Genomic DNA, 18,854 nt, shown 5'->3' with positions numbered 1-18,854 from the left:
ACTGACGCTATTCCGTTTCTTTCTTTGTTCTATTTTTTGGCACATTCCCCCCCAACGTAAGACGTTACCCCGTTTTTTTCGGCAACACAACTATTGCTGTAGGTTTTACCGTCACAACCACAAACCGGTGCATACATAGCAATACAAACTGCATCGGGGTCAATTTTTTTAGGATCAATACATGGTTTTTTTGAACCTTCCTTACATTCTCCCGGAACATAAGAAGTAACCCCGCTATTTTTTGCCATACATTTGTTGCCGTAAGTTTTTCCGTCACATCCGCAAACAGGCGCATATTCTTTTGTACAAGGTGCATTTGGATTTATTAGCGCAGGATCAATACAGGCTTTATCCTTGTCAGTACTCTGTACCTTATCTACGGTTTTTGTACCTTTTTGGCCTTTATTGCACGAAACCGAAAAAACAAGAACAGTTATAAAAAGCAGAAAAGCAAAATGTTTCATAATTTAAATTTTAGTTGAGCCAAAGATTTTGAAATATTTAACTAAGTAAGTATGAATTTGGAAAATTCTATTTGCACCCCATTGATTTTTAAAACAAAGACAAATAGTGATAAGGCGATGACTAAATATCGTTTCAATCCAAAGGTTTATTTTTACCGATAAAAATAAAATACTCCCAAACTCCCCAATAGGCTTTATGAATCTGACTAACCAAAGGAGAAAATTGTAAATTTAATCTATTCAGCAAATGCCCCCCGATTAAAACATTGTGCGCTTGCATCCATCTCCAAAACAAGGGGAAAGTACTAAGATGAAAATCAACAACTGCGATAACTCCATTTGGTTTTAAATCTTCTGAGGCCTGTTCTAAGACTTCTAACCATTGTGGGTTGATCATGCTTAAGGAATAGGAGAATAAAATTATATCAAATTTGCGATTCAAGGGCTTTAATTTCCCATAAGGTTGTTCGAGCAACATAGTTTTGTTGGAAACCCCTGCAAGTTTAATGGCAGATTTTGCCAGCATGTCCGAAGAAATATCAATACCGGTCAGGTTGGCTTTGTCATACATTCGGGCAAGCCTTTTAAGGTTATATCCTGTTCCACACCCAACTTCCAGTATATCAATTTCCTGTTTTGAGTTAAAAGGCAATAACTCGAGTATTTGAGTTCGGCCAAAAAGGAATACCCATCGGGTTAAATCATACAAATGTGCATGAAGCTTATAGTAGCTTTTAATATATTGATGTTGGGCTTTGCTCGTCGTTGTAATATTACCTCCTGACATGGATAAAATTTGGTGAATTCAAATAAATACAGCCTGTTAAAATTTAATTTTGGAAAAAACCAAAAATACAGCGTTAGTTCAAAGGTAGAAGTTTTGTGAGAATACAGCACAAATTGAAGCAGGTAAAATTTGTTACATTCAAAACTTCGTTTTTTCAATAAATTTCATTCAGCTAATCAATTTTTAAAAATTTGTGAACCACAAAGAAGAATGCCAATATTTATTTAAACCAAACGTTTGTTTGATAAGTGTCTTTGAAAAATTAGATGAAATTTCATTAAAAGCCGGTAAATGGTTGTTTTTTACAACAAAACTGTAAAAATTTTCGATTTTCTAAAAATAATTTGCCTCTTCTATTGTTAAACCTGAGATTTGCCATTAACTTTGGAGGCGAATTATCAAACGGCAATTCAATTAATCATGAAATTTACATTTTTATTGTCTGATTTAAGAACAACAAAACCAAACAATCGTTTTGTATAAGTGATTTTTCCTCTTGAATTCATCAACATAATTTTTCACATAATTTTCACAAAAAACAATGGAAGCAACCGAAAAATTGAATAAAGTTCTCAGCGGCGGTGAGTTTTTGATCAAAGAAAGCAATGCCCATGAGGTGTTTATTCCGGAAGACCTAAATGAAGAGCAAGTGATGTTTGGGAACATGGCTAAAGATTTTTTGGAAAAACATATTTGGCCGAATGTTCAAAGAATTGACAAACAAGAACCCGGGCTCACCGTTGAACTGATGGATATTGCCGGCGAATTGGGATTGTTAGGTGCTGCTATTCCACAGGAATACGGAGGGATGGGAATTGATTTAAACACAGAAACTTTACTGACCGAAATTTTGGGAGCCAGCCACAGTTTTGGTGTGTCTTTGGCTGCACATACCGGAATTGGGACATTGCCGCTTTTATATTTTGGCACAGAAGAACAAAAAATGAAGTATTTGCCTAAACTGGCAACCGGAGAAATTAAAGCTGCTTATTGTCTTACAGAACCGGGATCAGGTTCTGATGCATTGGCTGCAAGAACTAAAGCTACCCTGAAAACCGATGAAAACGGTGAAGAATATTATTTGTTAGAAGGACAAAAAATGTGGATAACCAATTCGGGGTTTGCCCACTTGTTTACCGTATTTGCTAAAATAGATGGCCAGTTTTTTACCGCATTTTTGGTAGATGCACAATCAGAAAACATACGCCTTGGCAATGAAGAAGATAAAATGGGTATTAAAGGCTCATCAACAAGGCAGGTATTTTTTGAAGGAGTGAAAATCCCTAAAGAGAATGTATTGGGAAAAATTGGCGAAGGGCATAAGATTGCTTTTAATGTGTTAAATATTGGACGTTATAAACTTGGAGTCATGGTATGTGGAGGCGCAAAAAGAGCCATGGAACTCAGCGTAAAATATGCCAATGAACGACATCAGTTTGGCAAATCTATTTCAGGTTTTGGAGCAATACAACATAAAATTGCAGAACAGGCTATTCGCATATTTGCCTTGGAATCAGCCAACTTCAGAGTTTCCGACTTGTTGCAACAAAAAATCCAATCATTGGTAGAACAGGATGTTGATGAAATTCAGGCAAAATTGATTGCTGCCGAAGAATATGCTATCGAATGTTCTATCCTTAAAGTATTTGGTTCTGAAGTGTTGGATTATGTTGTGGATGAAGCCGTTCAAATTTTTGGAGGAAACGGTTATTCAGAAGAATATCCGATTGCCCGCTCCTATCGCGACAGTAGAATCAACCGTATTTTTGAAGGAACGAATGAAATTAACCGCTTACTTACGGTTGATATGCTCCTGAAAAAAGCAATGAAAGGTGAAATAGACCTGATGTCTCCGTCCATGGCAGTACAAAAGGAACTTATGTCTATTCCGGATTTTGGCGGAAACGAAGAACAAAATTTGTTTGATGTTGAGAAAAAAGCGTTACTGAACGCCAAAAAAGCAATTTTGATGATTGCAGGATTTGCGGTTCAGAAGTTTATGAAAAAATTATCTGATGAACAGGAGATTATCATGAACATCACGGATATGCTCATTGAAGTATTTGCTTGTGAATCGGCGATGTTAAGAACTGAAAAGTTGGCTGAACAAAAAGGAGAAGCTGCTTGTGAAACTCAAATTGACATTGTAAAAACCTTGTTTTCTGATGGAATAGAGCGAATAAATCTATATGGAAAACATGCAATTACTGCTTTTGCCGAAGGTGACGAAAGACAAATGTTGCTGATGGGACTTAAAAGATTTACCAAATATGCTCCTTTTAATACCATTGCAGCAAGAAGGAGAATTGCATCAAAATTGATTGCTACCGAAAAATATGGATTCTGAGTTGTAGCCATAAACAATATATTTCAGAAAAAAAAAGCACATCCTCAAGTTAGAGCATGTGCTTTTTCAATTTTTGCGAAATTGATTTTTGATTTTAAGGTTCGCTCAGTTATTTTGCATCTTCAAACATTTTTTTCAACACTCCATAAGAAATTATATTGCTTATATCTTCAACCATTTTAAGATTTTCGGGACTTACGCTTGCAATACCGTTCTTTAACAAAACAGGGGTTAAATCTCTGTCCAATGCTCCGCGATAGGTTGACAAAACGCAGTATTCGGCACAAAAACCGGTCATTATGACCATATCTATCTTGTTTTCCAAAATAATTTCAGCACAGTTTGTTTTGTTAAAACTGTTTCCATAATGTTTATGGATAAAATATTCACCCTCCAAAGGACTTAAAGAATCAATCAGGTCAAAACTTTCTTCTCCCGGCACTACTCCATCTTCGGTGTCAACATCCTGAACCCAAATTACCGGATATTTTTTTTGTCTGAACCAGGGAAGTACCGCATTGATATACTCAACCGCAGAATCGATTGATTTTTGGCTTTCCTGTTGATAGTAAGCCTTTTGTAAGTCAATAATCATTAATGCAAGTTTCATATTCTGAATTTGATTTGTATCTGCGTTTTAAGGTCAGCCAATCTGAGAAATCTTAAACACTTTTTGAGAAATCACTTAAAAATTTATTGGCAAACAACACGCATGTGAACAGTTATTATAGCCGGTTATTTAAAATTGAAATTCAGCCCTATACTTATCATTCCATCGTCTTGTTGGAAATCTTTGTTAGATAGGTTCATACTTTTAAGCAATTGAATTTGAAGTTTTACCTTTTTAAGACCTCCCCTGATAGTTATTGCCGGCTCTACCAGAATATTCGATTTGTTGTCTTCCAAATAGACAGTTTGATCAATACCATCAAAAATTAAACTGCCATCAATATCGTAATAATTTAAGAACATGAGTTTAGTTGAGCCCGTTACTGAAAAATAGGGATGATGATAACTAAGACAGGGTTGAAAACCTAATCGGTAAACATTGGCAGAAATCAGCCCCGTTGTTGTCGGATTTGCATCAACACTTGTTGGAAAATGATTTTCCATTTTACCAAATCCGGCTAAACCATAAGTTTCCACCAACAGGTAAGGAAGAATATTATAGTAATATCCTAAACCGACATCTAAAAGTTTACCGGAACCACCATTGCCGTTATCTTCAGCTTCCGGTGCTATCATAGCAGTATTTGCCTGTATTGCAAGATTCTCCGTAACTCCATAAGCCCCCTGAAACTCCATTTGGTTGTCGTTAATAGCAAAAGTAAGATTAGTTTGCCCCTTAGCAGAAATTACCGGCACATTTTGAGTGTTCGGAATGTAGTAATTGGGATTGCAGCCAAAATTCGTTAAGGTCAACAAGACTGAAAACAACCAAAATATGTTTTGATAATTTTTCATGGCAACAAAAGTGTTAAAAAGTAAAAAACTTGTTTTCACCATGTTTTAGTAATAAGCTGTTAATTTGTCGAATCAAAGTTAAATAAATAAACCGTTTAATTACTTTCACTCAAAAATTGAATGTCCTCTATCTTGAAAACTAAGTTGACAAGATACTAAGCGCACCAAAGAAGAACCTGCATTGTTTATTGCAAAAGTCTTTATAGTATGTTTTCAAATATTCCTCTTGCTGAAAGGATGAGACCCCACTCACTGAACGAATTTATAGGACAGGAGCATCTGACTGCATCCGGTGGTCTGTTGAGGACAATGATTGAAAATAAAAATATCGGTTCAATTTTGTTTTGGGGACCTCCCGGAGTAGGTAAAACAACGCTTGCCAATATTATTGCCAAACAGTTGGAATTGCCTTTTTTTATGTTGAGTGCTATTGACAGTGGGGTAAAGGATGTTCGAAATGTAATATCTCAAGCCCAACAATCAGGGAGGGCTTTATTGTTTATTGATGAAATTCACCGGTTTAATAAAGCGCAACAAGACTCTTTACTCGGTGCTGTCGAAAAGGGAATCATTACGCTTATCGGTGCAACTACCGAAAATCCCTCATTTGAAGTGATTGCCCCTCTCCTTTCGCGTTGTCAGGTCTATGTGTTAAAACATTTAAATCGCGAACATCTCGAGAAAATACTAAATCAGGCAATTGAAAACGATACCTATCTTAAAACCAAAAAGATATCACTTCTGGAAACTGAAGCTTTATTGCGGATTTCAGGAGGAGATGCCCGCAAACTTTTGAATTTATTGGAGTTGGTGGTAACCCATATTCCTGAAAAGGCAGAAATTGAAATAACCAACAAAATTGTTCAACATATTGCACAACAAAACATAGCACTGTATGACAAACAAGGAGAACAACATTATGACATAATTTCAGCTTTTATAAAATCTATGAGAGGAAGCGATCCCAATGCTGCTTTGTATTGGTTAGCCCGAATGTTGGCAGGAGGCGAAGACCCGAAATTTATCGCGAGGCGAATGTTGATCTTATCGAGTGAAGATATAGGCAATGCAAACCCGACAGCTATGGTGATGGCAAACGCTTGCTTTGATGCTGTAAACAAAATAGGATATCCCGAATGTGATTTAATTCTGGCCCAAACTGTGATTTATTTAGCAGCAAGCGCAAAAAGCAACAGTACTTATACTTCTATTCGGGCTGCCCAAAAAATGGTGGAAACTTATGGTGACCTTCCTGTCCCCCTTCATTTGAGAAATGCACCAACAAAATTGATGAAGGAATTAGGTTATGGCGACAATTACCAATATGCCCATGATTTCGAAGGCAATTTTTCGGATCAGGAGTTTTTACCTCAAAAAATAAAAGGGAAATCGTTGTACCAACCGGGAAACAATCAGCGTGAAAATGAAATCAGGAGATGGTTAAAGGAAAAATGGAAGAATAAGTATGGGTATTGATTGGTCTTTAAAATCAATTTTGAAAGCGCCTCAATATCTGAATGAACGTGAGGTTGGAATTAAATCAGGCAAAATCAAAAAAACTAAAAGGGAAAGAAACCTTATTACCTTAGTAACCGGGTAAGAATTAGTCGTTCAGACCTTATTATCTTATTCATCGGACGATTTCAGGATGTTCAAGAAGGTAATAAGGTTTCAATCTCTTACGCCTTTCGATTTGCCGCTTAACAATACCAACAACCCGATAAAATAAGGATTCTATTTCCAACCTCACGTTATTTTATTATTACAATCCGTATAAGTCATCCAAATCTTTCGCTAAGTCGTCCAAATCTTTCGCTAAGTCGTCCAAATCTTTCGCTAAGTCGTCCAAATCTTTCGCTAAGTCGTCCAAATCTTTCGCTAAGTCGTCCAAATCTTTCGCTAAGTCATCCAAATCTTTCGCTAAGTCGTCCAAATCTTTCGCTAAGTCGTCCAAATCTTTCGCTAAGTCGTCCAAATCTTTCGCTAAGTCGTCCAAATCTTTCGCTAAGTCGTCCAAATCTTTCGCTAAGTCGTCCAAATCTTTCGCTAAGTCATCCAAATCTTTCGCTAAGTCGTCCAAATCTTTCGCTAAGTCGTCCAAATCTTTCGCTAAGTCGTCCAAATCTTTCGCTAAGTCGTCCAAATCTTTCGCTAAGTCGTCCAAATCTTTCGCTAAGTCGTTTTGACAAAAAAACAAGTCATAAACCGGGGTGATTTCTGCCAAAATGACAGTTATTTACGTGAGGTTGGAATTAAATCAGGCAAAATCAAAAAAACTAAAAGTGAAACAAACCTTATTACCTAAGTAATCGGGCAAGAATTAGTCGTTCAGACCTTATTATCTTATTCATCGGACGATTTCGGGATGTTCAAGAAGGTAATAAGGTTTGCAGAACGGCTTGTTTTCGTGTTTTTACTAAGGTAATAAGGTTTCAATCTCTTACGCCTTTCGATTTGCGGCTTAACAATACCAAAAACCCGATAAAATAAGGATTCTATTTCCAACCTCACGTTGAATGAATGAATCAAATCAGATTGCGTATGGAGTATCTAAACAATTGAGAATGGTTTCATTTGAAATTAATGCCAACTTGTGTTTTGTTATGCTATTGTTTCAATCTGTGGAGTTGAATGAAAAAAGTCAACCCACAAATGAAAAATTCACATGCCCGGGTTTTTCAAATTACCCTTTTCGCAAAATCTTTTCCATCTTGCGTCCTTTGGCTAACTCGTCAATCAGTTTGTCTAAATACCTTGCCTGTTTCGTCAATGGATTTGTGATTTCTTCAATTCTGTAACCACAGATTACCCCTGTTATCAAATGTGCATTGGGATTTAGTTGTGCGTTCTTAAAAAAGGTTTCAAAAGTTACCTTTTGGTCAATTTGTTCTTGTAGCATTTTCCGGTCAAAGCCGGTCAACCACTCAATCACCTGATATAATTCTTCTAATGTTCTTCCTTTGCTCTCCACTTTTGTAACATAATGTGGAAAAACAGAGGCAAAAATCATTTTTGCTATTCGCTGATCGTGTTCGGGTGTTGTTTTCATTTAAAAAGTTTTTCTAATTGCCCTTTGCGTTTCACAATATTTTTATAATCCCATTGAATTGTTCGCGCCTTTTTTAACCATTTATTGAGGTCGGTCAGATTGATTTGGCTTACCGAAGTATAGCGTATTTCTGCTGCTTTAAACTTCCCTTCTTTCTGTAGTTTTTCCTCTTCAAAAGACTGACCGCTCCAAAAAAGCAATCGAATACAGTCTTTCAGTTTACTGTAACCCACTATAGGATTTCCATTTATAAACCAAACAGGATGTGCATGCCAGATTTTATGTTCAGCATCCTGAAGCTCCTTACAAATAGTATTAGCAAGCAAGTTACAAATTTCTTTGTCTATAATTGATTGTTGTTCGTTATATTTAGTGATTTCAGGGTTCATTTGTTGCCCATTTTATCTCTTTAATAGTCCAAAATCGTTGGTTTAAATTTCAAATATTCCTTAACAGATATTTTCTTGTACAAAGCTAATGGAAAAAAATTGTTTAATCTGATCAATTTTTAATGAGGAACATGCCAATTGCTAAAATTGCTAACAAGATTCCGGTCAGATTGATGAAAGAGAGTTTTTCTCTAAACAAACTCCAGGCAATCAAAGCAGAAAGCCCTACAGTTGCCATATTATTGACCGGAAACAAAACGGAGCTTTGCCAACCTGTTGTATGTAAGGCTTGCAACAAAAAGTAAATCGAAAAATAATTGGGAATACCTAAAACTACACCGGCAAAAATGGTTAGTAATTTTGGACGGGAGCGTTTATAAAAGAGGTACAAAGTCCCCCAAACACCTGCCATTCCAAAGGTTATGGTGGTAAACAGGTGAAACAGATCTTCGTTCAGATAATGAACCTGTGCAAAGTTGAGGATAATTTCTCCCAGCCCACTCAACAAAAAAACAGAAGCCGGCAACAACAATTCCCGATGCCCCAGTTTTTGAGCGGGCAGGGTTTGTTTCACTGAGGTTAGCAAAACTGCAATTACTGCAAGAACAACTCCAAAAATCTTAAACAATGAAAACGTATCGCCATATAAAAAAAAGGCGGCCACAACCGGTAAAACCAAGGATGTTTTACCGGCAACAGATGCCACTGCTACTCCGTTTTGCAAAATAGTTAAGGCCACCAAACGAAATCCTACAATAAAAACACTGCCAAGCAACAAAGCCAAAGGCAACCAATACAAACCTGCCTTTCCCTGTAATCCGGTTTCCGGCATCAGGTTGTTTCCTGCGGTTAATATTCCCATACCCACACAAGCAAAATAATTTGCTACTATTGCCTGAAAACTATCAATACGATGGTTGCCGTAAATTTTCAACAACACAAATATCAACGTGGAACAAGTAACCGAAAAAAACAGAGCTATCATAAGCTGTCAGCAAATTCTGAAAAACAAGCACTAAAACTTTAATTTAGAGCAACTCAAACCAAAATTTTGCTTGCAAAGGTAGCCCATGTTTATTCCGTTAAATCCGGTCTCTGAAAAAAAATCCTGCAACAACGCTTCAGAAGAAAAAAATTTCATCAAAAAACAGCATCTTTACACATTGGTAAATCTACAATTTTTTCACCATCACACACCATATTACATTGTCATGCTGTATTTAAGATTCTCCCTGCTTTTATTATTTTCTGTTTTTTGCAGTCTGAATTCTGTTTTTGCACAACCTACCGGACTAACCCTTGCCACTTTTTCAACCGGATATTCCCGACCGGTATGTATTGAAAATTGTGGAGATAACAGAATGTTTATTGTTCAACAAAGGGGGATTATTTATATCACAGACATGAATGGCGTAAAACTTACTACTCCTTTTCTCGATATAACAAGTTTAGTCAATCAAAGCGGCAATGAGTGTGGTTTATTGGGTTTAGCATTTCACCCCAACTATGCCACAAACGGTTATTTTTACGTAAACTACACGAACGGGACTGACTGCAATACCAGTTATGTCATGCGTTATACCCGTAGTACAGGCGACCCCAATATTGCCAATCCTTCCAGCGCATTTCAAATTATGACGGTTTCCCAGCCTTATTCCAACCATAATGGAGGGAATATGGAGTTTGGACCGGATGGATATCTTTACCTCGGTTTTGGAGATGGTGGAAGCGGAGGTGATCCGCAGGGATATGCACAAAATACCATGACAAGATTGGGTAAAATGCTTCGGATTGACGTAGATGGTGGAAGCCCGTTTGTCGTTCCGCCAACTAACCCCTATGTAGGAGTTTCGGGATATCTGAGTGAAATTTGGGCTATCGGACTTCGCAACCCATGGAGGTTCAGTTTTGACCCGTTGAACGGCAGTTTATGGATTGGAGATGTAGGACAGGATGGTTGGGAAGAAATAGATTATGTGCCTGCTAACAGCGCAGGAATCAATTATGGATGGAAATGTTATGAAGGAAACACAGTGTATAGTTCCGGAAGTTGCAATATCAATCTCACTTATACATTCCCTGTTTTAACTTACCCAAGCGACAATGCCAGTGGCAGCGGTTGTTCTATCACCGGTGGTTTTGTTTATCGTGGAGTTCAGTTTGGTGATATGCACGGAAGCTATGTTTTTGCCGATTATTGTTCTGGTAAATTTTGGGTAGCAAATGTAGATCCTCCCAATGTTTCTCCTTTTAGTTTTACCATGGTTTTGGATGAGGCAAACTTTCAGATCAGCACTTTTGGCACTGATTACCTCGGCGAGCTTTATGTAGCAGCCCTTATGTCTGGCACTATTTACCGCGTTCAGTCAACAAACTGCGCACCTTTATCTAAAATTACAACAGCTTCACCCACGGAAACCCTCTGTGAAGGCGATAATTACCTCCTTGAGGCTTTAACCGGTCAGGGATTTACTTATCAATGGCTGTTAAATGGATCTGACATTTCCGGAGCTACCAACTCTTCTTATTTAGCTACAGAAACAGGAGTTTATACAGTAAGGGTCATTAAAAATCCTTCTTGTTTTGCAGTGTCCAACTCAGTTAACCTTCTGTTTAAAGAAGTACCAGACCCGCAAATATCGGGTGAAAGTATCGTTTGTAATGATGGTTCTACTGAATATGTTTATTCGGTGGAAGATGTTCCGGGTTTTGAATACGAATGGACCATAACTTCCGGCAATGGCACTATTGTTGCAGGTCAAAACACCAATTCCATTACGGTTACCTGGAACAACGGAGAAGTTGGCAATATTTCTGTAGAGGTCATCAATCCATAAACCTCTGTCTTTTACTTGCCATTTGATTCTTCTACTTAATATTTTATTACCAATTCCTGAAAATGCTCTTTTATAGCACGAAGCGTCAAGCAGCCCCAACTAATTTTGAAACTGTCGTGATGCAGGGGTTGCCGCCCGACAATGGCCTTTATATGCCCGAAACCATTCCGAAAATGCCCTTCGAGTTTTGGGACGAAATATCCGGACTTTCCTTTCCTGAAATGTCTTTTCAAATTGCCCGCACCCTGTTGCAGGACAGTCTTCCTCCTGATGTTTTAAAAAAAATTGTCGGGGATGCTATTAATTTCCCCGCACCGGTTGTTCAACTGACCAAACAACTCCGTTGCCTGGAGTTATTTCATGGACCTTCACACGCTTTTAAAGACTTTGGTGCGCGGTTCATGGCAAAGGTTATGGGTTACTATGTTCAACAATCTTCCAAAACACAATATATTCTGGTTGCAACTTCGGGGGATACCGGAGGAGCAGTGGCTCAAGGTTTTTTAAAAACCCCCGGCATAGAAGTTATTATTTTGTATCCTTCCGGTAAAGTCAGCCAATTGCAGGAACAGCAACTAACCACATTGGGCAACAATATTACCGCCTTAGAGATAGACGGCACTTTTGACGATTGCCAACGATTAGTAAAAACTGCATTTTTAGATGATGAATTATTGTCGGTATTAAATTTGTCGTCTGCCAATTCCATCAATCTGGCAAGGCTGATACCTCAAGCCTTTTACTATCTGAATGCTTGGGCTCAGGTAAAAAATGAAGGCGCTCCGGTTATGTTTTCTGTTCCGAGTGGAAACTTTGGCAACTTGACTGCAGGACTTCTGGCTTGGAAAATGGGACTCCCCATCCAACATTTTATTGCTGCCAACAATGCCAATGATGTGTTTACCCAATATCACCAATCAGGTTTGTATGAACCCCGTCCTTCGGTGCAAACCTATTCCAATGCAATGGATGTGGGAAATCCCAGCAATTTTCTTCGAATCCTTGATTTGTTTGAAGGCGATATTCATCAAATCAGAAGTCTGATTACCGCTTATACTTTTACAGATCAGGAAACCCTTCTTAATATTGGTGAGATTTACCAAAAATACAATTACACGATTTGCCCGCATACAGCAGTTGCCTGTTTAGGGGCTTTGAAATATTTTCAGGAACATCCTAATTCGGATGCTACCTGTATTTTTTTAGCTACCGCCCATCCCTCAAAATTTTTAGACATAGTGGAACCGGTTATCCAAAAAAAGATACCTGTTCCAGAAAATCTGGCCAAACTTTTGGACTTACCTAAAAAAGCAAAACAATTGAGCGCAGGGTTTGAAGATTTTAAAGCCTATTTGATGTCATTGGTTAAAAAGGCTTAGGGTTTTATGTTGTGTGGTCTAACCATTTTTGTGCCTGCTATAAGCGTTAAAAACAAATGAGCGCATCCACAAATATCCGAATTCAATTCCTTACTGTTGGAGTAGGCATTACTTTATTAGTGTTAAAATTTTATGCTTTTCAAAAAACCGGTTCAAATGCCATCTTAACCGATGCTTTAGAATCTATTATCAATGTAGTAGCCGGAATTGTTGCCCTGTATAGCCTTATTTTAGCTAATACGCCCAAAGATAAGAACCATCCCTACGGACATGGAAAAGTAGAGTTTTTATCTGCAGCGTTTGAAGGATTGCTTATTTTCTTTGCCGGATTGTTGATTTGCGGAAAATCGGTGTATAATTTATTTACACCTAATGAGTTAAGCAGCATTGATTTAGGATTGATACTGACTGCTTTTGCCGGTGGCATAAATTATATGATGGGTTGGACCTTAGAGCTGAGAGGAGTTAAAACCGGATCATTGACCATGGTTGCCGATGGAAAACACCTGAAATCTGACGCATATTCCAGCGCCGGCTTAGTTCTTGGAATTGCTGTTATTTATTTTACAGGGCTTAACTGGTTGGACAATATTGTGGCGATGCTTTTTGGAGGATTAATTGCTTTTACGGGTTTCAAAGTAATGCGACATTCAATTGGGGGAATTATGGATGAAGCTGATGACGAATTGAATCTGAAAGTGATCAATGTGTTAAAAACAGGTAAAACAGAAAATTGGATTGATATTCATAATTTGCGAATTATCCGGTATGGGGCAAGGTTACATATTGATTGTCATCTGACCATTCCCTGGTATTTCACTATCAGTCAGGCTCACGAAGAGATTGATAAATTCGAAAAGCTGCTTTCTGAGAGTTTTAATGCAAACGTCGAATGTTTTATCCATATTGACCCTTGTATCCCTGAAGCATGCAGGCTTTGTTTAATCAAAAATTGTCCGGAGCGAAAACATCCCTTTGAGTGTGAAATAGAATGGGTTCCTGAAAACGTTTTGCTCAATCAAAAACACGGTTATCAATACTGGAAAACCTGAAAAAATTACAGGAAGATTTACTAAGAAAACTTGCAACCATATTTACGAGAGCATTATTTTTACCAAATGGAAAAAACAGTCATCATTACAGGAGGCAACGATGGAATAGGATTTTCAACTGCTAAGGCATTAGCAGCCAAAAACTGGCATGTAATTATAATATGCCGTAATGAAATAAAAGCTAAAGAGGCGGTTGAACTCATACACAAAGAAACCGGAAATCAAAAAATTGAATATGCTTTATGTGACCTCTCCAAACAATCATCAATCAAGGATGTAGTCTTTAAAATAAGGACAATGGTTGAGAAAATTGATGTTTTAATCAACAATGCCGGAGGCACGTTTTCAGACTTTAAACTGACCGAAGATGGAATTGAACAAACCATAGCCCTCAATCATTTTGCATATCATATTTTAACTGTTCAGCTTCTCGATTTGATAAAAAAAGCCGGTAACGGACGGATTATTAATGTGTCTTCCGGTTCACATTATCGCGCTTCCCTTGATTTTGAAAGTTTTACAAAAAACAAAGGTTATTTTATTTTGAGCGCTTATGCACAAAGCAAATTGTGTAATGTGTTGTTTACTTTTGAGCTTGCCGAACGATTAAAAGACACAAAAATCACCGTGAATTGTCTTCATCCCGGAAGGGTAAAAACAGATATAGGCACCAAAAAAACGATGAACGCTATTCATGCTATTGTTTGGAAACTCTTAGTTTCAGCTATGGGTATTACTGTCGAAGAAGGAGCTAAAACAAGTGTTTTTTTAGCAGAATCTCCTGAAGTTTCAAATATCACGGGACATTACTTCGACAAATGCAAGGTGAGAAAACCGGATTCAAGGGCATTTAATGAGGACCTAAGGAAACAATTATGGGAAATCACCGAAAAATTGATTCATCGTTTTGATTAACTGTTGTTTTTCAGATAAGCCATTTTAATGGCTGTAACTGCCGCCTCTACTCCTTTGTTTCCATGCTCTCCACCTGATCGGGCTTTTGCCTGTTGAAGATTTTGTGGAGTCAGCACACCAAATATAACCGGCAGATTATAATTCAAGCCCAGGTTCATGATTGCATCTGCAACGGAATGACTGATATACTCATCGTGTTTGGTTTCTCCGGTGATTACACAACCTAAACAAATGACCGCATTTAAATCATTGTTTTCAAGCAAAAACTGTGCGCCTAAAGGCAATTCAAATGCGCCCGGAACATGGCTTATTAGAATATTTTCTTCCTGAGCGCCATGTGTTAATAGTGTTTCTATACAACCTCTATACAAAGCACCGGTGATAAGCTCATTATATTCAGAAACCACAATGCCAAATGAAAATCCGGAAGCATCCGGTATTTTAGAAGCATCATAACTCGAAAGTGATTTTAATAAAGCAGGCATAGTCCTAAAAAATAAAAAAATCTGACACTTAGATTTTAAAAATTCAAATCAAGTGTCAGATTTAAAGAATGTAAGTTATAAATGGGATTTTATTATTGGCTGGCCTCAGCACGGGCAATATATTTATCTATTTCACGGCCTTGAGTGCTTTCCGGATATTGGCTTCTGATTTGTTCGTATAGAATTTTTGCATTTTTGAAATCTCCCTGAGTTTCTAAGGCGAGACCGGCTTTGAAAAGGTTTAGAGGAGCTGAAAACTCGTCTTTGCTTAGTTTGGCTGCTTTTTTATAAGAGTCAATAGCCTTGTTCATATTTCCGGTTTCGGAATAGGCATCACCCAAAGCACCTGCAGCCGTTGCATTTAAAAGGGGGTCTTTGGTACTGACTTTAGACAAGTGCTTTACAGCTTCTTCAAAAACTCCTAAGTTAAGGTAACAAACTCCGGCATAATAATGGGCGAGTTTTACAGATTTGGTCATCCCGCTGTAATCATCAATAATTCCGAGAAATCCGGGATAGCTTCCATTCCCGTTCAGGGCAAGATTAAAGGAATCTGTTTTAAAATAGCGCTGCGCCACAAACATATCTTCCTGCGCATTTTTTTCCTGACCGGGTAGATAAATACTGTTAAACCCAACAAGCACAGCTATAATAACGGCAATAGCGCCTAAAACACCTAAAACAAGGTTGCGATTATCACGTATATAATGTTCGGCTTTGCTGTACGATTCCCGCAGGTCTATTTCTTCGTCTAAAAACGTTTTTGCTTCATTCTGCTTGGCCTTCGACATAATTCAAGGTTCAGTTTAGTTTATAGATACAATTAGATTATATACTTACATGTTTAAATGAAGTGCTGCTACGATTAATGCCGGATGAACGGATAATCTGGTTGCAGGTAAACATCGGTGAAAAGTTCGCTATCGTCCGGATAATCCGAATGTTCAGCAAACTCAACCGATTTGTTGACTATTTCATTTATTTTTTCTTCGATTTTTTCGAGATAAGCTTCAGTTTCATACCCATTTTCAAGAATATGGTCATAAACTACTTTGATTGGGTCAATTTTTTTGTATTGGTCAACTTCTTCTCTTGTTCTGTATTTCCCCGGGTCAGACATAGAATGACCTCGATACCTGTAAGTTTGAATGTTTAAGAAAGTCGGACCGTTTCCTTTGCGGGCAAATTCAGCGGCTTCATAAACAGCATTGTGAACTGCCTCACAACTCATTCCATCAACATTAAAAGAAGGCATATCGTATCCCAAACCGAGTTTGCTCATATCTGCCACATTGCTCGACCGTTCGACAGATGTTCCCATAGCGTAATTATTGTTTTCACAAATAAATACTACCGGTAATTTCCAGAGCATGGCCATGTTAAAAGTTTCGTGTAATGCACCTTGTCTTGCAGCCCCGTCTCCAAACAGAGTAATGCAAACATTATCAGTATTCCTATATTTTTCGGCAAATGCTATACCCGCACCAAGCGGAATTTGAGCGCCTACAATACCATGTCCACCAAAAAAATAATGTTCTTTTGAAAAAAAGTGCATCGAACCGCCTTTTCCTTTGGCGCATCCGGTCGCTTTGGCATATAACTCAGCCATACATGCATCTGCAGAAATACCTTTTGCCATTGCCAATCCATGATCGCGGTATGCTGTAATAATCGGATCAATTTGTCGGGTTGCTGTTGTTATTCCGGCAGCAACCGCTTCCTGGCCAATATACAAATGGCAGAATCCCCTGATTTTTTGTTGTCCATACAAAGTACCCGCTTTTTCTTCGAACCGTCTGAGTAACAGCATAAGTTCATACCAATACAAGTAGGTATCTTTGGTAAATTCGGTAACAGGTGTCGAAAAGTTTGGAGTCATGGAACTTTTTTTCAAAAGTGAGCGCAAAGATAATAAAAATACAAAAACAGGGTATTGATACCCTGTTTCTAAAGTAAAAATTTTTAGTGTATGCTGCTAAAGCTGATAATTCGCCCAATCAATACCTTGTTTCAAAAATGATAGGGTTTCGGCCTCTCTTGATCCTTCGGTTGGTGAATAATTGTATAACCATTTTACAGTAGGTGGTAAACTCATAAGAATTGATTCAATTCGACCATCCGATTCCAGCCCAAATTTAGTGCCTCTGTCATATATCAGATTAAATTCAGCATAACGGCTTCGCCTGATATACTGCCAGTTTTTTTCAGTTGTACTGTAAGGTTTGCCTGCATAACGGTTAATAAAATAATTATACGCGGTCATAAATGAGTTTCCAACGTCTTTTACAAATTCAAACAGCTTTTCTTTACTATGTGTTTTGTTTTCTGTCAAATTATCAAAAAATATTCCCCCGATACCTCTCATTTCTCCTCGATGTTTAATATAAAAATAGTCATCAGCCCATTGTTTGAACTTCTGATAATACTTTGAATCGTGCCTTTTACAAACTTGTTGCAATAACTGATGAAAATTTTTGGCATCTTCCGGAACAACATAATGAGGAGTTACATCAATTCCTCCTCCAAACCAGTAAGTTCCGTCTGAAAGCTCAAAATATCGAACATTCATATGAATGATAGGTACTAATGGGCTAACGGCATGTAGAACGATTGAAACTCCGGTAGCATAAAACTTTTGTCTTTTCGATACTGAAAGTGCAGAGGCAAGATAATCGGATAACGGCCCATAAACAGCAGAAAAATTGACACCACCCTTTTCAATTATTCGTTCACTTTGTATAATTCGAGTGATTCCTCCTCCGCCTTCTTTTCGCTCCCAAATATCTTCCATAAACCTAGTTCTTCCGTTTAAATCTTCTATTTCATAACAAATTTTGTCTTGAAGATCTCTGAACCAATTGCTGATGTCTGTTTTATTTAGACTCATTTTTTCCGACTTTTTAGGATTGTTAAATTGAAAACAATACAATCAGCAAAGGTAGAGTAAAGCTTAATAATTACATCTAACAGACCGTATAATTATATCATTTCTTTTTTTATACATAGTTTTTTCCCTCAAATAAAATCGGCTTCACTGCTTTCTAAAACCATGATAGATTTTGCAAATACAATTTGATTTCTAATCAACATACTGTTACATAGTGATACTTTTTATTCATGCACACTTAGATTGACTCAACCCCTTTATTTTATTGAATTTATGTGGATAAATCAAGCTGATTTTTGTGGATAACCTTGTTCAAGGTTTCTCAGATTTGGGATTTTTTGAAATTTATCAGAAATTTCAGATTTAGTTCAATCAGATTACTTGATGTTTTTTTATCTGCGAAAACAACTGATTATCAGTTAATTAGGCAATTTACAATCAATTTCTCGCTTGATAAATCTAATCTTGAAGTTAAGTAAAAAGTTATCCACAATGTTATTAACAGCCTGCTCCTGTTAGCAACTATTTTGGGGGACAATTCTGTGGATAAGTTAAATTTCCGGTGGAAAATTAGTTCAAAAAAGCTTTAAAAATTCCTCAAACTCTTACTAAATCAGGCTTAAGGTTGTGGATATATTTAATTGGGTATTTTTCATTCAACACAATCAAAAAAGTTATTTTTGCAATTTTCTGAATTGTAAAATAACAGATAACCAATTTAAAATAAAGTTGCAAGAATTATATAAAACAGACATTTATAGCGTATTCTAAAAAATAAAAACCAAGTTAACCGGGTAAA

18 protein-coding genes are annotated in these 18,854 nt (G+C 37.3%); 6 read left to right on the top strand and 12 right to left on the bottom strand.

Annotated elements, in window-relative coordinates; all coding sequences use genetic code 11:
- Positions 1 to 29: 29 nt before the first annotated feature.
- Together IPM47_11020 and IPM47_11015 are read right to left on the bottom strand one after the other, a co-directional pair.
- Positions 30 to 464: a hypothetical protein gene (locus tag IPM47_11020; protein ID QQS27444.1), complete on the bottom strand. Its 435-nt coding sequence runs from the start codon at positions 462 to 464 to the stop codon at positions 30 to 32.
- A gap of 133 nt (positions 465 to 597) precedes the next feature.
- The gene (locus tag IPM47_11015; protein QQS27443.1) at positions 598 to 1,251 is read right to left on the bottom strand and encodes a class I SAM-dependent methyltransferase; all 654 of its coding nucleotides are present in this window, start codon (positions 1,249 to 1,251) and stop codon (positions 598 to 600) included.
- Between the two features lie 541 nt (positions 1,252 to 1,792).
- On the opposite strand from IPM47_11015, the gene IPM47_11010 reads away from it, so the two are divergent.
- Positions 1,793 to 3,598 (top strand): acyl-CoA dehydrogenase family protein, encoded by a 1,806-nt coding sequence (locus IPM47_11010; protein ID QQS27442.1) that lies wholly within the window; start codon positions 1,793 to 1,795, stop codon positions 3,596 to 3,598.
- 109 nt (positions 3,599 to 3,707) lie between these two features.
- On the opposite strand, the gene IPM47_11005 is transcribed toward IPM47_11010, so the two are convergent.
- On the bottom strand, positions 3,708 to 4,208 hold the full coding sequence (locus tag IPM47_11005) for a cysteine hydrolase (GenBank protein QQS27441.1): 501 nt from the start codon (positions 4,206 to 4,208) through the stop codon (positions 3,708 to 3,710).
- A gap of 125 nt (positions 4,209 to 4,333) precedes the next feature.
- Complete coding sequence (locus IPM47_11000; GenBank protein ID QQS27440.1) at positions 4,334 to 5,062, bottom strand: hypothetical protein; 729 nt, start codon at positions 5,060 to 5,062, stop codon at positions 4,334 to 4,336.
- A gap of 207 nt (positions 5,063 to 5,269) precedes the next feature.
- Here IPM47_11000 and IPM47_10995 point away from each other — a divergent pair, with 207 nt between their 5' ends.
- A complete protein-coding gene (locus tag IPM47_10995; protein ID QQS27439.1) occupies positions 5,270 to 6,538 on the top strand; it encodes a replication-associated recombination protein A in 1,269 nt (422 codons plus the stop codon).
- A 286-nt stretch (positions 6,539 to 6,824) separates the two neighbouring features.
- On the opposite strand, the gene IPM47_10990 is transcribed toward IPM47_10995, so the two are convergent.
- The 4 genes from IPM47_10990 to IPM47_10975 all read right to left on the bottom strand — a co-directional run bounded on the left by IPM47_10990 (position 6,825) and on the right by IPM47_10975 (position 9,485).
- The gene (locus tag IPM47_10990; protein ID QQS27438.1) at positions 6,825 to 7,286 is read right to left on the bottom strand and encodes a hypothetical protein; all 462 of its coding nucleotides are present in this window, start codon (positions 7,284 to 7,286) and stop codon (positions 6,825 to 6,827) included.
- A gap of 459 nt (positions 7,287 to 7,745) precedes the next feature.
- Positions 7,746 to 8,111, bottom strand: a complete 366-nt coding sequence (locus tag IPM47_10985) for a DUF2200 domain-containing protein (protein QQS27437.1) — start codon at positions 8,109 to 8,111, stop codon at positions 7,746 to 7,748.
- The gene (locus tag IPM47_10980) at positions 8,108 to 8,500 is read right to left on the bottom strand and encodes a DUF1801 domain-containing protein (GenBank protein ID QQS27436.1); all 393 of its coding nucleotides are present in this window, start codon (positions 8,498 to 8,500) and stop codon (positions 8,108 to 8,110) included. The genes IPM47_10985 and IPM47_10980 overlap by 4 nt, the downstream gene beginning before the upstream one ends.
- A 112-nt stretch (positions 8,501 to 8,612) precedes the next feature.
- The gene (locus IPM47_10975; GenBank protein ID QQS27435.1) at positions 8,613 to 9,485 is read right to left on the bottom strand and encodes an EamA/RhaT family transporter; all 873 of its coding nucleotides are present in this window, start codon (positions 9,483 to 9,485) and stop codon (positions 8,613 to 8,615) included.
- 226 nt (positions 9,486 to 9,711) lie between these two features.
- Here IPM47_10975 and IPM47_10970 point away from each other — a divergent pair, with 226 nt between their 5' ends.
- The 4 genes from IPM47_10970 to IPM47_10955 all read left to right on the top strand — a co-directional run bounded on the left by IPM47_10970 (position 9,712) and on the right by IPM47_10955 (position 14,683).
- Complete coding sequence (locus IPM47_10970; GenBank protein QQS27434.1) at positions 9,712 to 11,337, top strand: PQQ-dependent sugar dehydrogenase; 1,626 nt, start codon at positions 9,712 to 9,714, stop codon at positions 11,335 to 11,337.
- A 62-nt stretch (positions 11,338 to 11,399) separates the two neighbouring features.
- Positions 11,400 to 12,716 carry a threonine synthase gene (thrC, locus tag IPM47_10965; GenBank protein ID QQS27433.1) on the top strand — a complete coding sequence of 439 codons (1,317 nt, stop codon included), beginning with the start codon at positions 11,400 to 11,402 and terminating at the stop codon, positions 12,714 to 12,716.
- Positions 12,717 to 12,772: 56 nt separating this feature from the next.
- A complete protein-coding gene (locus tag IPM47_10960) occupies positions 12,773 to 13,768 on the top strand; it encodes a cation transporter (protein ID QQS27432.1) in 996 nt (331 codons plus the stop codon).
- 30 nt (positions 13,769 to 13,798) lie between these two features.
- Positions 13,799 to 14,683, top strand: coding sequence for an SDR family oxidoreductase (locus IPM47_10955; GenBank protein QQS27431.1), 885 nt, complete (start codon positions 13,799 to 13,801; stop codon positions 14,681 to 14,683).
- Here IPM47_10955 and IPM47_10950 read toward each other — a convergent pair.
- The 4 genes from IPM47_10950 to hemF all read right to left on the bottom strand — a co-directional run bounded on the left by IPM47_10950 (position 14,680) and on the right by hemF (position 18,055).
- Positions 14,680 to 15,168, bottom strand: a complete 489-nt coding sequence (locus IPM47_10950; GenBank protein ID QQS27430.1) for a 6,7-dimethyl-8-ribityllumazine synthase — start codon at positions 15,166 to 15,168, stop codon at positions 14,680 to 14,682. The genes IPM47_10955 and IPM47_10950 overlap by 4 nt on opposite strands.
- A gap of 92 nt (positions 15,169 to 15,260) precedes the next feature.
- Complete coding sequence (locus tag IPM47_10945; protein ID QQS27429.1) at positions 15,261 to 15,959, bottom strand: tetratricopeptide repeat protein; 699 nt, start codon at positions 15,957 to 15,959, stop codon at positions 15,261 to 15,263.
- A 74-nt stretch (positions 15,960 to 16,033) separates the two neighbouring features.
- Positions 16,034 to 17,047: a pyruvate dehydrogenase (acetyl-transferring) E1 component subunit alpha gene (gene pdhA / locus IPM47_10940; GenBank protein ID QQS27428.1), complete on the bottom strand. Its 1,014-nt coding sequence runs from the start codon at positions 17,045 to 17,047 to the stop codon at positions 16,034 to 16,036.
- A gap of 96 nt (positions 17,048 to 17,143) precedes the next feature.
- Complete coding sequence (hemF, locus tag IPM47_10935; GenBank protein ID QQS27427.1) at positions 17,144 to 18,055, bottom strand: oxygen-dependent coproporphyrinogen oxidase; 912 nt, start codon at positions 18,053 to 18,055, stop codon at positions 17,144 to 17,146.
- Positions 18,056 to 18,854: the final 799 nt, after the last annotated feature.

This window comes from Sphingobacteriales bacterium (assembly GCA_016700115.1).
In the GTDB taxonomy this organism is placed as follows: domain Bacteria; phylum Bacteroidota; class Bacteroidia; order Chitinophagales; family UBA2359; genus UBA2359.
This window is presented reverse-complemented; position numbering and strand designations above follow the sequence as displayed.

Bases quoted from the DNA above. Each gene is read 5' to 3' on its own strand.
- hemF (QQS27427.1), bottom strand. From the start codon at position 18,055: ATGAGTCTAAATAAAACAGACATCAGCAATTGGTTCAGAGATCTTCAA.
- IPM47_10980 (QQS27436.1), bottom strand. From the start codon at position 8,500: ATGAACCCTGAAATCACTAAATATAACGAACAACAATCAATTATAGAC.
- pdhA (QQS27428.1), bottom strand. From the start codon at position 17,047: ATGACTCCAAACTTTTCGACACCTGTTACCGAATTTACCAAAGATACC.
- IPM47_11020 (QQS27444.1), bottom strand. From the start codon at position 464: ATGAAACATTTTGCTTTTCTGCTTTTTATAACTGTTCTTGTTTTTTCG.
- IPM47_11015 (QQS27443.1), bottom strand. From the start codon at position 1,251: ATGTCAGGAGGTAATATTACAACGACGAGCAAAGCCCAACATCAATAT.
- IPM47_10950 (QQS27430.1), bottom strand. From the start codon at position 15,168: ATGCCTGCTTTATTAAAATCACTTTCGAGTTATGATGCTTCTAAAATA.
- IPM47_11000 (QQS27440.1), bottom strand. From the start codon at position 5,062: ATGAAAAATTATCAAAACATATTTTGGTTGTTTTCAGTCTTGTTGACC.
- IPM47_10975 (QQS27435.1), bottom strand. From the start codon at position 9,485: ATGATAGCTCTGTTTTTTTCGGTTACTTGTTCCACGTTGATATTTGTG.
- IPM47_10945 (QQS27429.1), bottom strand. From the start codon at position 15,959: ATGTCGAAGGCCAAGCAGAATGAAGCAAAAACGTTTTTAGACGAAGAA.
- IPM47_10960 (QQS27432.1), top strand. From the start codon at position 12,773: ATGAGCGCATCCACAAATATCCGAATTCAATTCCTTACTGTTGGAGTA.
- IPM47_10970 (QQS27434.1), top strand. From the start codon at position 9,712: ATGCTGTATTTAAGATTCTCCCTGCTTTTATTATTTTCTGTTTTTTGC.
- IPM47_10995 (QQS27439.1), top strand. From the start codon at position 5,270: ATGTTTTCAAATATTCCTCTTGCTGAAAGGATGAGACCCCACTCACTG.
- IPM47_10985 (QQS27437.1), bottom strand. From the start codon at position 8,111: ATGAAAACAACACCCGAACACGATCAGCGAATAGCAAAAATGATTTTT.
- IPM47_11010 (QQS27442.1), top strand. From the start codon at position 1,793: ATGGAAGCAACCGAAAAATTGAATAAAGTTCTCAGCGGCGGTGAGTTT.
- thrC (QQS27433.1), top strand. From the start codon at position 11,400: ATGCTCTTTTATAGCACGAAGCGTCAAGCAGCCCCAACTAATTTTGAA.
- IPM47_11005 (QQS27441.1), bottom strand. From the start codon at position 4,208: ATGAAACTTGCATTAATGATTATTGACTTACAAAAGGCTTACTATCAA.